A 13,347-nucleotide genomic window follows, 5' to 3' on the forward strand; every position below is an offset into this window, starting at 1 on the left:
CACGCCGCTCAATCGATGCGCAACACCCGCGCCGTTCCCTGCTGCAACAGGAACTGCACCTGCTGCGACAGACCCGCCGCCACCTGCGACTGCCGTGCCAGGGCGTCGTTGATGCCGCCGACGATGGCCACGCGCTTGCGGGCGCCATCGATGACATCGGCCATCGCCACATGGGCCTGATCGGCGCTGTTGCGACCGAGCGCCGCCTGCGAGGCCGCCGCCTCGGCCTCGCGCAGGGCACTGCCGGAAGACTGGCTCAGCGAGGTGGCGATCTTGCCGATCTCCTTGCTGGATTGCCCGACCCGGCCGGCCAGCCGCTTGACCTCGGCCGCCACCACCGCGAAGCCGCGCCCGCTCTCGCCGGCACGGGCGGCCTCGATGGCCGCGTTCAATGCCAGCAGATTGGTCTGGCTGGCGATTTCATGGATGGTCTCGACGATCTTGCCGATGGTCGCAGCCTGCTCCACCAGGGTACGGTAGGTCTGCAGCGAACCATCGATATAGCGGCTGATGGTGGCCACCGCCGTCACCGTCTGCTGCACGGCCGCCACCGCGCTGTCGACACTGCCACCGGATTGCCGCGCCACCACGCCGGCGCGTGCCATGTCGGCGATGGTCTGCTCCAGCAGGGCCACCAGATCCTGCACGCGCGCATGCAGATCCTGCATGCCGGCTTCGGCAACCATGTAGCCCTGGCTGACCTGCTCTACCGGTAGCGGCGGCACCAGCTCGGTGGCCGGCGGCAGCATCTGCGCCACCGCCAGCTCCGTTCCGCGTCCGCGCAGGCCAGTACCGCCTATCAGCAGACCAAGCGCCGCCAGCGGCAGCAGCAAGGCCAGCGCCTGCGCACCCACGTCATGGGCGGCGTTGAACAGGCGCCAGCCGGCGCCGACGATCAAGACGACCGATATGATCGATACGGCCAGGCATAGCCGTTTGAGATTGTTCTTCCACATGCTGCTTTCCTCCCTGATGCTGCGTTTATCGTTTTTTATAGGGGTGTTGCCATGGTCCTGCCGTATATGCGCTCAAGCGTGGTCACACCTCCTGCGCCGGTTCACGCAATTGGCTCGCACCTGCGTGCAGGCCACGCAGAAGGGACGCGATCTGGCCCAGGCGGCGCTGGCCGTCCAGGATGATCTTCTGCTTGTGCTGCAGCGCCTGATCCAGGGCTTGCAGGCGGGCCGCGCAGCGCTCGGCCAGGTCACCGGCCACACGCTGCAGGCTGTCCTGCACGGCCGCGCCCAGGGTCTCGTACAGCTTTTCATATGCGGCTGGCAAGCCATCGGTCGGCGCACTGTCGTAGCCAAGATCGGCAGGCAGGTCCAGCGCGCTCTCCAGGGTGGGCAAGATGTGACTGTCCAGGCAGGCCTGGGCATGTTGGGCGGCCGCTTGTTGCAAGGCCGCGCGCAATGTGGCTGCCACCGCTGCCACGTTGGCTACCTCGGCCACCCCGGCATGCGCTTCCAGCAGGTCGGCCAGCTGCGGCATCACCTCGCGCCAGGCTTGTTGTACCAGACGCGCCTGCCGGGCCGGCAGGCTGTCCAGTTCTTCTTGCACCTGCTGGCGCAGGGCAGTCAGGGCCGGCATGGTCTGGTTCACCAAGGGGGCTTCCACCTCCTCCTGCAAATGATGCAGCAGGACTTCGGCCGGCTTGCGGGCGCGATAGGCCAGCGCGGGGGCCAGCAGTTCCAGCAGGGCCGCATAGAGACGCTCGAAACCGGCACCGGCCATGGCCTCTGCATCGGCGCCCGTGCTGCGCGCCACGTAGGCCGAGACCGACACCGCCGGCTTCAGCTGGGCCGCCGCCACGCCCAGCGCCTGCAGCTTGTCGGCGGCGCGGTGGCCGACATCGGCTTCCTGGTCGGCGCGGTTGGCGTCGGACTTGTTGCGCAGGCACTTGACGATCTGGCCATCGACTTCGTCTTCGTCGATCACATCGCTGCGCGTCACCACCGGCAGCAGTGGCTTGCCTCGGCGCAGTTCGCGGGCCAATTCGTCGAGTTCCTGCACCTGTCCCGGCGAGGTCGAACTGGTCAGCCACAGCACCGCATCGGCACTGTCCAGGAAGCGCTGGGTCAGGGCCGCATTGTCATCGGTGGCCGAATGCAGGCCGGGGGTATCCAGCAAGACCAGTCCATCGCCCAGACACACCCCTTGCAGGCGCGCCGTGGTCTCGGTGGCGCCCTCGTGGAAGGCCTCGTCCGAGGCCAGCAGCTGGCCGCCCTGCAGATGGAAATACTGCACCGCCTGCCCATGCTGCCGGAAGCGTTCGGCCAGGAAGTTGCACAGCGAACTCTTGCCGGCATTGAACTTGCCGAACACCAGCACCATCAGCTTGCCCTCGAAGCGCTGCGCCAGGGCGCGTGCCGGTGCCAGTGCCAGCCATTGGGCTTCGCGCTGCTGGTGCTGCTGTGCCAGTGCCTGATGCAGGGCAGCGATGCGCTGCGCCAGCGCGCTGCCGGGTTGCAGGCCACCGGCCTCGATCAGGCCGGCCGTGAGCGCCGCATCCAGCGAGGCCAGCCAGTCACGCAACGCGGCGAGGAGGGTTGCCACATCCGCTTCGGCACCGCCGGAGCTGCCGGAGCTGCCGGAGCTGCCGGAGCTGCCAATGATGTCGATGAAACGCTGTTCCGACGTCTTCATGCCAGCTCCACCGCGCGCAACTGCTCCAGCGCGTCGGCCGCGCGGGTGATGGCATGCAGCGCGGCGTCGGCGTGCGCCACTGCCTGCACCAGGGCCTGGCGGTCTTCCGACAGTTCGTAGTAGTGCAGGAAGGACTGCGTCATCTGCCCGCGTCCGGCCGGCTCGCAGAAACGGCGGCGCAGGTCGGCGCGGTATTTGATGGAAATGCCCATGACGGCCACCATCACCGTATCCAGGCTGGTGACCGAGGTCCGCTGGTCGGCCGGCAAGCCCTCTACCCCGTGCTTGATGAGATGGGCGCGGATGGCGATGCAGGCCCGCGAATAGGCGACGTGGATGCGCGCCCGCTCGCGCTTGCCGGCGGTGAGCTTGAATTCGTCGGCGGCCGTGTCCGGCACCAGGGCCGGGTCGTCGCCTTCCACCTCCAGCACCGGCAGCAGGTCCTGATGCACCTTGTCCAGCACCGCCTCCAGACCTTGTTCGAAATCCTGGCGCTGCTGGTGCTGCTGTTGCCGCAGTGCCTGCAACTGTGTTTGCGCGCTGCGTCGCTGGTGCTGCAGTTGCTGGTCGATCTCGTCCAGCAGCAGCGCGCGCTCATGGCGCCGCGCCGCCGGGACCTGTGCCGTGACATCGCGCAGCCAGGCCTGCAGGGCGGGAATGCCGCTCTTTTCCAGCAACAGCTTCTTGCCGCCTTCGATGCCGCTGCGGTGGCGTGTGGACGACACCGGATGGAGCGTCAAGCCCGGCGCCTGCGCAGCGATGGCGCCGCTCACCCGCTCCAGTTGCGCCTCGTCGGCCATCTGGTCGACCTGGGTCAGTACGAACAGGGTCTGGCGGCGCGTGCGCTGCTGGTCGTCGCGCAGGGCCTGCAACAGCGCGCGCTCGGCCGCATCCAGTTCGCCCTCCTTGGCGGCATGCACGAACAGGCGGATATCGGCCTGCAGCCAGGTTGCCTCCTGGGCATGGCTATCGTCCTGCTCGGCCACGTCGGCGTCCAGCCCGGGTGCATCCAGCCAGCGCACATCGGCATGCCGGTGTTCGGACAGGCTCACCGTCTCGCGGCGGTCGGCGACGGCAAAGACGTCGCTGCCCATCAGCTCGTTCAACAGGCGGCTCTTGCCGTGGTTGTACTTGCCCACCACGGTCACCGTGGCGGGCGCGGCCCGTTGCGCCAGCACCCGCAGTCGCGCCAGGTCATGCGCACGACCGGGTGCCACGGCCAGGATCTCGCTGGCCAGGGGGGCGAAGGGGTCGGTGGATCCGGTATCTTTTTGCATTGCAGTCTCCATACAGCTCAAGCTGGTTTTCTGGGGCGTCCGATCAGCCAGTAGGCGGCCATGCCGAACACCACGCCCCAAAAGGCCGCGCCCAGTCCGAACAGGCTCATGCCCGAGGCCGTGGCCAGGAAGGTGATGACAGAGGGTTCGACATAGCCGCCCTCCTCGCTCATCAGGCGGATGTTGGAAACGATGGCGCCGATCAGGGCCAGACCGGCCAGTGCGGCGATCAATTCCTTGGGGAAGGCGGTGAACAACTTTACGATGGAAGCCGCGAAGGTCCCGCCGATGAGATAGAACACGCCATTGGCGATGCCGGCCAGGTAGCGCTTGCCGGGCTCGGGATGCGCATCCTTGCCGGTACAGAGGGCCGCCGTGATGGCCGCCAGGACGATGGTGATGCCGCCGAAGCAGGCGGTCACCAGCGAGGCCAGGCCGGTACCGGTGACCACCGCGCGGGTGGGCGGATGGTAGCCGGCCAGCTGCAGTACCGCCATGCCTGGCAGGAACTGCCCGGTCAGGCTCACCAGCACGAGCGGGATGGTAAAGCTGAAGAACACACCCAGGCTGAACTGCGGTGCGATGAAGACCGGCTGCGCCAGTTCCAGCCCCAGCTCGCCGAGATGGGTGCGACCACTGGCAAAGGCCACCGCGAAACCCACCAGCGCCACCACCACGATGCCGTAGCGCGGCCACCAGCGGCGCCCGGCCAGGTAGGCGGCCAGCATGACCAGCACCAGCAGGGGTGCCTCCGCGCTGGAGCGGAAGGCCTGCACCCCGAACTGGAACAGGATGCCGGCCATCATGCCGGCGGCGATACCCTTGGGGATGAAGGCCAGGATCTTCTCGAAGTAACCGGTCACGCCGATGAGGATCAGCAGCAGCGCCGCCATCACATAGGCACCCACCACCTCGGGCATGCTGATGCCGGGGAACAGGCTCAGCAGCAGCGCCGTCCCGGGAGCCGACCAGGCGGTGATGATGGGCAGCCGGAACCACCAGCTCAACAGCAGGCCGCTCACCCCCGCCCCCATGGAAATGCCCCAGACCCAGGACACCAGTTGAGAAGTCGGAACCTGACCGGCGTGTGCAGCCTGCACGAAGATCACCAGCGGCCCCGCATAGGAAATCAGTACTGCCAGGAAACCGGCCACCCACGCCGTGAGCGAGCCTTGTCGATGGACCATGAATCGTTCCTTGCTACATGCTGCCTGCCCTCAAGCTACAGGCAACGACACGGGAGGGAGCCGGCTGTGCCCTGCCCCCCTGATGTTCAAAAGGCCAGGCGCTGCGATGGCCGAACCATCGCAGCGCCGAGCCGCCGTCCTGAAGTTGCGATCTTAAACGCTGCGCGACACCGATGCTGGCGACACGCCGCTCGCGCCGACACTGTTGGCACTGGCGCCCTGGCCGGCATGCCGGTAGCGCAGCATGAAGATGCCGATCGCCAGCGCCGCCACCAGACCAGGGATGGCGAAGACCAGGAAGTTCATCTTCAGCGGCAGGGCTGCCGCCATCAGCGCACCGCCCAGCAAGGGGCCGACGATGGCGCCCGAGCGGCCCACGCCGGAGGCCCAGCCCAGACCGGTGGAACGGATCGCCAGCGGGTAGAACTGTGCGGTGTTGGCATACAGCAGGATCTGCGTGCCGATGGTGGTGGCGCCCGCCACGATGATGAGCAGGTACAGCACCGGCGTGGGGCTGTTGAAGCCCAGCAGCGCAATGGCCACGGTCCCCACGGCGAAGAAGCTGATCACCACCTTGGGCAGGGTGAAGCGGTCGCCCAGCCAGCCGCCACCGATGGCACCAACCACGCCGCCGAAGTTCAGGGCCAGCAGGAAGGACAGCGAGGAACCCAGGCTATAACCGGCGCTGGCCATCAGCTTGGGCAGCCAGGAACCGAGTGCATACACCATCAGCAGGCAGCAGAAGAAGGACACCCAGATCATCAGCGTACCGACGCTGCGGTCCTGCTTGAACAGGTCCAGCATGGGTGCACCGGCACCCTTGGCCTCGGCCTGCACCAGTTGCGTATCGGCAGCGATGCCGGCCAGCGGGGCGACTTGCGCCAGCATGGCGCGCGCCTGCTCATGCTTGCCCTGGCGCAGCAGGAAGCCCACCGATTCCGGCAGCTTCCACAGGATCAGCGGCAGCAGCACCAGCGGCACGGCGGCGGCGAAGAACATCGACTGCCAGCCGAAGTTGGGCAGCATCCAGATGCCCAGGCCGGCACACAGCACGCCACCCAGCGAATAACCACTGAACATGATGGCCACCAGGGTGCTGCGCAAGCGCTTGGGCGCGTACTCGTTCATCAGCGCCACGGCATTGGGCATCAGGCCGCCGCAGCCCAGACCGGCCAGGAAGCGATACACGCCGAACTCGGTGGGCGAGGTCGAGAAGCCGCTCAGGAAGGTGGAGACGCTAAAGAGCACGAAGCTGATCGCCACGCCCTTCTTGCGACCGATGCGATCGGCCAGCGGGCCGAAGATGAAGGCACCGAACATCATGCCGAACAGGGCATAACTGCCCAGTGCGCCGGCCTGCACTGGCGACAGGCTCCACTCCTTCATCAGTACCGGCAGCACGGCGCCGTAGATGAACAGGTCATAGCCGTCGAACACCAGCAGCAATGCGCACAGGCACATCACCATCCAGTGGAATTTGGTAAAGCGCGCGCCGTCGATGATCTGGCTCACTTCCAGGGTCTTCATGGGGTTCTCCTCCGTTGTTTCGGTTGTAGTCCGTTGTTGTACGTTGTTGTGCGTTGTTGTTATGTCTGATGGATCGGGTGCTGCGCTTACCTAGTGCCTGGTCTCCTCGTGTCGCAGATGTGCCACCGCCTTGATCTCGACGATGTAGCCGGGTGCGCCGCCCAGCATGTGGGCGCCGATGGCGGTCCAGGCCGGCAGCGGATAGCGCGTCAGGTAACGGTTGCGAACCTTGATGAACAGCGGCAGGTCGCGCATGTCGGTGTGGAAGCTGGTGAGGTCGACGATATCGTCCAGCGTGCCGCCGGCGGTCTCCAGCACCTGCTTGAGGTTCTCGAAGGCCTGCACGATCTGGGCTTCGCGTGGCTCGACCAGTTGCATGGCGTGGTTGCGGCCGATCTGGCCGGACACATACAGGATGCTGCCCACCAGCACGCCGGGGGCATAACCGATCTTTTCGTAGACGTCTTCCATTCCCTTGGGAATGATGGCCTGGCGCTCTGGCATGGCTTGGCTCCGTGATCTGTGGATGGTGTGGATGATGTGAATCAGGTGGATCAGCCGTTGTCGCCGCCGGCCACCGGCAGGACGGCACCGGTGATGTAGCTGGCGTCATCGGAGGCGAGGAAGAGGATCGGAGCGATCTGCTCTTCCAGCGTGGCGTAGCGTTTGAAGAAGGTGGAGCCGATGACCTGCTGTATCGCCTCCTGCATCCAGCTCAGCTCGCGGGCGTTGTCGCCCTCGGCATTGCGCGGCACGCGACGCGGCGGGGCCTGGGTGCCGCCAGGAGCGGTCGCCACCACACGGATGCCGCGCTCGCCGTATTCCATGGCCAGCGCGGTGGTCACGGCATTGATGCCTCCCTTGGCGGCCGAATACGGCACCCGCCGTATGCCGCGCGTGGCATTGGAGGACACATTGACGATCGTCCCCGCGCCCTGCCGCAGCATATGCGGCAGCACCGCATGCGAGCTATACAGGGTGGGCATGAGGGAACGGCGGATTTCGTCATCGATCTGGGACGGTTCGAATTCAGCGAAGGGTCGCATGCGGATGGCGCCGCCCACGCCGTTGATCAGCACGTCGATGCGGCCGAAGCGGGTGATGGCCTCACTCACGGCGGCCTGGGCGCCTTGATAGGTTTCCAGGTCGGCGACGAAGCCGATGCCGCGCCCGTCCTGCGCCTCGGCCGCCACTTCGTGGACGAACTCGGCGCGGTCCACCAGCATCACCCGCCCACCCTCGGCGGCGATGGCCAGCGCCACGCCGCGCAGGATGCCCTGGGCGGCGCCGGTGACGACCACCACCTTGCCCTGGAAGCGGGCCTTCACGGCGGCCCCGCTCATGCTGCCACCGCCACCGGGGCCGGCTGGCTGGTGACGAACTTCTCGTAGTAGAAGCTGGCCGGGCTGATGCCCTGGGCCTGGACGTGCTTCTGCACCGCCTCCACCATCGGTGGCGGCCCGCACAGGTAGACATCCACCGCGCCATCGTGCAGCACCTCGGCCGGCATGTGCTGGGTCACGTAACCCTGGCGCGGGTGCGCGGTGGCGGCATCGGCCACGCAGGTGGTGAAGCTGAAGCCGGGCAGGCGGCGGGCATAGTCTTCCAGGCGCTCCACCAGCACCAGGTCCTGGTCGCGGGTGACGCCGTAGATCATGTGCACCGGCTGGTCGATGCCCTGGCGCAGCATCTCTTCCAGCATCGACAGGAAAGGCGCCAGGCCGGTACCGCCGGCCAGCATCAGCACCGGCCGGGTCACCGGTCGCAGGTAGAAGCTGCCCAGCGGCCCGGTCAGGTCGAGAGCATCACCCGGCCGGGCGGTGGCCAGCCAGCTGCTCATCAGGCCGCCCGGCACGTTCTTGATCAGGAAGCTCATGCGCGCAGCGCCCGAGGCCGAACTGAAGGAGTAGGCGCGATGCTGGTCGCTGCCCGGCACGCCGATGTTGACGTACTGCCCCGGCAGGAAACCGGGCGCATCGGCTGCCACCTCCAGCACCAGTTCGAAGGCGGCACCGGCAAACCCGGTCACCTGTGCCACCTTGCCGCCAAAGCGGGCGGTGCCGGTCTTGCAGGCGGTGGAGGCGACCGGTACGGCCACCACGCAATCCGACTGCGGCACCATCTGACAGGTCAGCACCAGACCGGATTGCGCCTCGTCGCTGCTCAGGGCATCGTCGATGTAGTCATCGCCCAGGTCGTAACGACCGCTCTCGGCGCGGCACTTGCAGGTGCCGCATACGCCATCGGAGCAATCCATGGGCAGGTTGATGCGCTGGCGGAAGGCGGCGTCCAGGACTTTTTCCTTGGGGCCGCAATCGATGACGCGGGTGACGCCGTCTTCGAAGTTGAGGGCGATGCGGTAGCTGCTCATTTGCTGTCTCCTGCCGCCGGTCTCAGACGTGATAGACGTCGATGACCTGGCGGATATAGTCGTTCTTCAGTGCGATCTTCTTGCGGGCGATGACGAAACCACCCGGGGCGCCCGCGCTCTTCCTGAGCGTGGCCAGCACCGTCCCGAAGAACTGGTCGGTGATCTTGTAGCGGTGCGACAGGGTGTGGAAGTTGTAGCGCACGTCCACGGCGTCATCCCGCTCGGCCAGGATTTCCACGTTGGCGATCATGTGGCTGGTGCGCGGCTCCGGCATGGAGGCGCTGGAACGCTCGGTCTTGATGCGGAACACGCGATCTTCCAGGCCTTCCCGGTTGGCGTAGTACATCAGCGAGATTTCGCGCTGCGGGTCCTGGGTCAGCTGGTCGTCGTCGTCCCAGGCCGGCATCCAGTACTCGACATCGGAAGCGTACAGTTCCAGCCAGGGTTCCCATTCACGCTCGTCCAGGTGGCGTGCCTCGCGATAGAGGAAGGCGCATACCGCGCCCAGTTCGACGGTGCTGCTCATGCTTGTGCTCCTTCCTGTGCCTCTTGCAGCGCGGCGCGCTCCTTGACGACCGCCTTGCGCATCTGCTCGGTCCAGTAGTGGTGCTGGCAGACGAACAGGCCTTCATCCTCGCTGCGCTCGCCGCTCAGCTTGGGGTTCATGCCCATCTTGCGGGCGTTCTCGTCTGGGCCTTGCTTCCACAGCGGGGCGCCACGGCTCATGTCGTTCCAGCGCACGGTCGAACCGGCGTAACCGGCCTGGCAGGCGCGGAATTCTTCCAGGTCATCGGCGGTACCCATGCCGGAGACATTGAAGAAATCTTCATACTGGCGAATGCGCAGCCGACGGTCTTCATCACTCTCGCCCTTGGGGCCGAAGCAGAAGATGCTGATCTCGGTCTTGTCCACGCTGATCGGACGGGCCACGCGGATCTGCGTGCCGAACTGGTCCATCAGGAACACGTTGGGATACAGGCACAGGTTGCGGGTCTGGGCCACGATGGTGTCGGCGCGGGCCTGGCCGACGCGGGCGGCCAGTTCTTCGCGCTGGTTCCAGATCGGGCGCACTTCCGGGTTGAGGGTATTGGTCCACAACAGGATATGGCCATTCTCGAAGCCATAGACACCGGCCACCGCCTTGCTCCAGTTGTTGGCATCGGTGGCCTTGGTGCCACCTTCCTTGCGGCGGCCCATGGTGGCCGCGTAGTTCCAGTGCACGGTGCTGACGTGATAGCCGTCGCAGCCGTTTTCCATCTGCATCTTCCAGTTGCCGTCGTAGATGTAGCTGGAGTTGCCACGCAGGACTTCCAGTCCGTTGGGCGCCTGGTCGACGATCTGGTCGATGATCACGCGGGTCTCGCCCAGGTACTCTTCCAGCGGCAGCACGTCCTCCGACAGGCTGCCGAAGAGGAAGCCCCGATAGCTCTGGAAGCGCGCCACCCGGGTCAGGTCGTGCGAGCCGTCCTTGTTGAAGGAGACCGGGTATTCGGTGGTCTTCTCGTCCTTCACCTTGAGCAGCTTGCCGCTGTTGCTGAAGGTCCAGCCGTGGAAGGGGCAGGTGAAGCTGCTCTTGTTGCCGTGCTTGCGACGGCACAGCATGGCGCCCTTGTGGGCGCAGGCATTGATGACGGCGTTCAACTGGCCGGTCTTGTCGCGGGTGATGACCACCGGCTGACGACCGATCCAGGTGGTGTAGTAGTCGTTGACCTCGGGAATCTGGCTCTCGTGGGCCAGGTAGACCCAGTTCGATTCGAACAGGTGCTTCATCTCCAGCTCGAACAGCTCAGGGTTGGTGAAGATGTCACGACGGCAGCGGAAGATGCCATTGGCCGGGTCTTCCTGCAGGGCGCTGTCGAGCAGGCTGTCGACGGCTTGGTACTTGTCAGCGGCGGCGAGGGTGTTCATGGTGCGGTTTCTCCAGGGTGCAAGCCGCCCCCCGCGATGGTGGCCATCGCGGCTTCACTGCGGCGGGGGGTGGACGAAGTGGCGCCGAAGGGGCGCGTCAGGCCGCCAGACGCGGGCGATCGACGATCTGGTTGTCGGCGCCGTTGACCAGGGCAGTCAGCGAGATGTCGAAGACGATCTCGGCGAACGGCCCCTCCAGGCCCTCGGCCTTGATGCTGGCGGCATCGGTACGCTCGACCAGCGGCGGCACCAGGCCTTCGCGGGTGGCGTAGGCGAAGTCGTCATAGATCAGCGGATCGCCTTCGATGTTGATCTGCGTGGTCAGCTTGCGATGACCTTCGGCGGTGACGAAGAAGTGGATGTGCGCCGGACGGTTGCCGTGACGACCCAGTTCATTGAGCAGGCCCTGGGTGGGACCGGCCGGCGGGCAGCCGTAGGCGGCCGGCATGATGCTGCGGAATTTGTAGCGACCCTGGGCGTCGGTGATGATGGTGCGACGCATGTTGAACGGCTTTTGCTCGCCGGTCGGATCGAAGTGCGAATAGAAGCCCTTGGTATTGGCATGCCAGACTTCGACCTGCACGCCCGGCAGCGGCTTGCCGTCGGCACCGTAGACGGTACCGTGCATGATGATGGTCTGGCCGGCCTGGTCACTGCCGTCATCCAGGCGGGCAAAGCCCTGCTCCACCGGTGCACCGGCGACGTAGAGCGGACCTTCGATGGTGCGCGGGGTACCGCCGGTGATGCCCAGCGCGGCATCTTCGGCATCCATGCGCATGTCCAGGAAGCGGTCCAGGCCCAGGCCCGGCGACAGCAGGCCGGCCTCGCTGGAGGCGCCCAGGCGGTTGATGTAGGCCACGCCGGCCCAGTATTCGTCGGACGTGATTTCCAGGTCTTCGATGGTCTTGAACAGGTCCGAGAGAATGCGATGCACGATCTGCTTGGTGCGCGGGCTGCCGCCTTCGGTGTCCAGGCCGCTGGCCAGACGCAGGAAATCTTGTACTTCGGGGGTGCTGAAAATCTTGGCTGCCATGGTTGAGTCTCCTATTGGATTTATCGATCGGGGAAAGTGATTTTTTGTTTTATCCGACCAGTGCGGTCGGCCTCGCTGCTGTCACTGTGGTCACGGTAGCGCCTTGCCTGCGGTCGCGACGGAAGTATTGCACACGCTCTTCATCGAGCACGATGCCAAGGCCGGGGCCTTGCGGAATGGCGAGATGGAAGTCCTGGTACTGCAGGGGCGTGGCCAGGATTTCCTCGGTCAGCAGCAGCGGCCCGAACAGTTCGGTCCCCCACTGCAGTTCGCGGAAGGTGGCGAAGGCGTGCGCCGAGGCGATGGTGCCGATGGCGCCCTCCAGCATGGTGCCGCCGTACAGTTCGATGCCGGCGGCGTCGCCGATGGCAGCCACCTGCTGGGCCGCGCGCAGGCCACCGGATTGTTCGATCTTGATGGCAAAGACGTCGGCGCCGCCGATGCGCGCCAGGGCGAAGGCCGAGGCCGGGCCGGTCAGCGATTCATCGGCCATCACCGCGATGGCATGCTTGCCCTTCAGGCGTGCCAGCGCCTGGGGCGAGGCCACCGGCTGCTCCACCAGTTCGCAGCCGGCATCGACCAGGCCGGCCAGGCCGCGCTGGGCTTCCAGTTCGCTCCAGGCCATGTTCACGTCCACCCGCACCGTACCGCGGTCGCCCAGGGCCTTCTTGATGGCGGCCACGTGGGCAACGTCGGCGTCGACCTCGCGCCGGCCGATCTTGAGCTTGAAGATATTGTGGCGACGCTGGGCCAGCATGCGCTCGGCTTCGTCGATGTCCTTGGCGGTATCACCCGAGGCCAGGGTCCAGGCCACCGGCAGGCTGTCGCGGGCCGGTCCGCCCAGCAGCTGCGAGACCGGCAGGCCGGTGCGCTGGCCCAGGGCATCGAACAGCGCAGTCTCGATGGCGCACTTGGCGAAGCGGTTGTCCTGGATGGCCTTGTTCAGGCGTGCCATCAGGGCCGGGATGGCGCTGGCGTTGGCCCCCAGCAGCAGGGGTGCGAAATAGGTATCGATGGCCAGCTTCATGCCCTCGGGCGACTCCGCGCCGTAGGCCAGGCCGCCGATGGTGGTGCCCTCGCCCACACCGACACTGCCGTCGGAGCAATACAGGCGTACCAGCATCAGGGTCTGCCCGTTCATGGTCGCCATCGACAATTGATGGGGGCGGATGGTGGGCAGATCGACCAGGAAGGTCTCGACCCGCTCGATGCTCGCCGGGGCTGCCGCAGTGTGAAGGTGTTGTTGGGTATCCATGGCTTGCATTGAACACCCGAAAGCCCTGCCATTGCCAACACCAAATACATCTAGTTTCATACCTTTTTTATATAGTTTTGCAGCGCACCCAAAGAAATCAAAGAATTAGACATCTTTTGTTCCCGTGCGATATGATTTTTGGC

The 13,347-nt window shown here is 65.9% G+C and carries 12 protein-coding genes; all 12 read right to left on the minus strand.

Features of this window, described 5'->3' with window-relative positions; translation table 11 throughout:
* Positions 1 to 8 precede the first annotated feature (8 nt).
* The 12 genes from HWE04_RS07745 to HWE04_RS07800 all read right to left on the minus strand — a co-directional run bounded on the left by HWE04_RS07745 (position 9) and on the right by HWE04_RS07800 (position 13,204).
* Positions 9 to 956: a methyl-accepting chemotaxis protein gene (locus HWE04_RS07745; RefSeq protein ID WP_241812024.1), complete on the minus strand. Its 948-nt coding sequence runs from the start codon at positions 954 to 956 to the stop codon at positions 9 to 11.
* Positions 957 to 1,038: 82 nt separating this feature from the next.
* Positions 1,039 to 2,646: a dynamin family protein gene (locus HWE04_RS07750; protein ID WP_241812025.1), complete on the minus strand. Its 1,608-nt coding sequence runs from the start codon at positions 2,644 to 2,646 to the stop codon at positions 1,039 to 1,041.
* A complete protein-coding gene (locus HWE04_RS07755) occupies positions 2,643 to 3,923 on the minus strand; it encodes a GTPase (protein ID WP_241812026.1) in 1,281 nt (426 codons plus the stop codon). The genes HWE04_RS07750 and HWE04_RS07755 overlap by 4 nt, the downstream gene beginning before the upstream one ends.
* A 17-nt stretch (positions 3,924 to 3,940) precedes the next feature.
* Positions 3,941 to 5,110 (minus strand): benzoate/H(+) symporter BenE family transporter, encoded by a 1,170-nt coding sequence (locus HWE04_RS07760; protein WP_077237719.1) that lies wholly within the window; start codon positions 5,108 to 5,110, stop codon positions 3,941 to 3,943.
* A 153-nt stretch (positions 5,111 to 5,263) separates the two neighbouring features.
* The gene (locus HWE04_RS07765) at positions 5,264 to 6,637 is read right to left on the minus strand and encodes an MFS transporter (protein WP_006465070.1); all 1,374 of its coding nucleotides are present in this window, start codon (positions 6,635 to 6,637) and stop codon (positions 5,264 to 5,266) included.
* A gap of 90 nt (positions 6,638 to 6,727) precedes the next feature.
* Positions 6,728 to 7,141 carry a RidA family protein gene (locus HWE04_RS07770; protein WP_006465071.1) on the minus strand — a complete coding sequence of 138 codons (414 nt, stop codon included), beginning with the start codon at positions 7,139 to 7,141 and terminating at the stop codon, positions 6,728 to 6,730.
* Between the two features lie 50 nt (positions 7,142 to 7,191).
* Positions 7,192 to 7,980, minus strand: coding sequence for a benzoate diol dehydrogenase BenD (benD, locus tag HWE04_RS07775; protein ID WP_077237717.1), 789 nt, complete (start codon positions 7,978 to 7,980; stop codon positions 7,192 to 7,194).
* Positions 7,977 to 9,008, minus strand: coding sequence for a benzoate 1,2-dioxygenase electron transfer component BenC (gene benC / locus HWE04_RS07780; RefSeq protein ID WP_241812027.1), 1,032 nt, complete (start codon positions 9,006 to 9,008; stop codon positions 7,977 to 7,979). The genes benD and benC overlap by 4 nt, the downstream gene beginning before the upstream one ends.
* 22 nt (positions 9,009 to 9,030) lie before the next feature.
* Positions 9,031 to 9,534, minus strand: coding sequence for a benzoate 1,2-dioxygenase small subunit (gene benB, locus HWE04_RS07785; protein ID WP_077237715.1), 504 nt, complete (start codon positions 9,532 to 9,534; stop codon positions 9,031 to 9,033).
* Positions 9,531 to 10,916 carry a Rieske 2Fe-2S domain-containing protein gene (locus HWE04_RS07790; protein ID WP_241812028.1) on the minus strand — a complete coding sequence of 462 codons (1,386 nt, stop codon included), beginning with the start codon at positions 10,914 to 10,916 and terminating at the stop codon, positions 9,531 to 9,533. The genes benB and HWE04_RS07790 overlap by 4 nt, the downstream gene beginning before the upstream one ends.
* A 97-nt stretch (positions 10,917 to 11,013) precedes the next feature.
* Positions 11,014 to 11,949 carry a catechol 1,2-dioxygenase gene (gene catA / locus HWE04_RS07795; protein ID WP_006465076.1) on the minus strand — a complete coding sequence of 312 codons (936 nt, stop codon included), beginning with the start codon at positions 11,947 to 11,949 and terminating at the stop codon, positions 11,014 to 11,016.
* A 49-nt stretch (positions 11,950 to 11,998) separates the two neighbouring features.
* The gene (locus HWE04_RS07800; RefSeq protein WP_241812029.1) at positions 11,999 to 13,204 is read right to left on the minus strand and encodes a muconate/chloromuconate family cycloisomerase; all 1,206 of its coding nucleotides are present in this window, start codon (positions 13,202 to 13,204) and stop codon (positions 11,999 to 12,001) included.
* Between the last annotated feature and the right edge of the window lie 143 nt (positions 13,205 to 13,347).

This window comes from Herbaspirillum sp. C7C2 (genome assembly GCF_022627865.1).
GTDB lineage: Bacteria > Pseudomonadota > Gammaproteobacteria > Burkholderiales > Burkholderiaceae_D > Herbaspirillum > Herbaspirillum frisingense.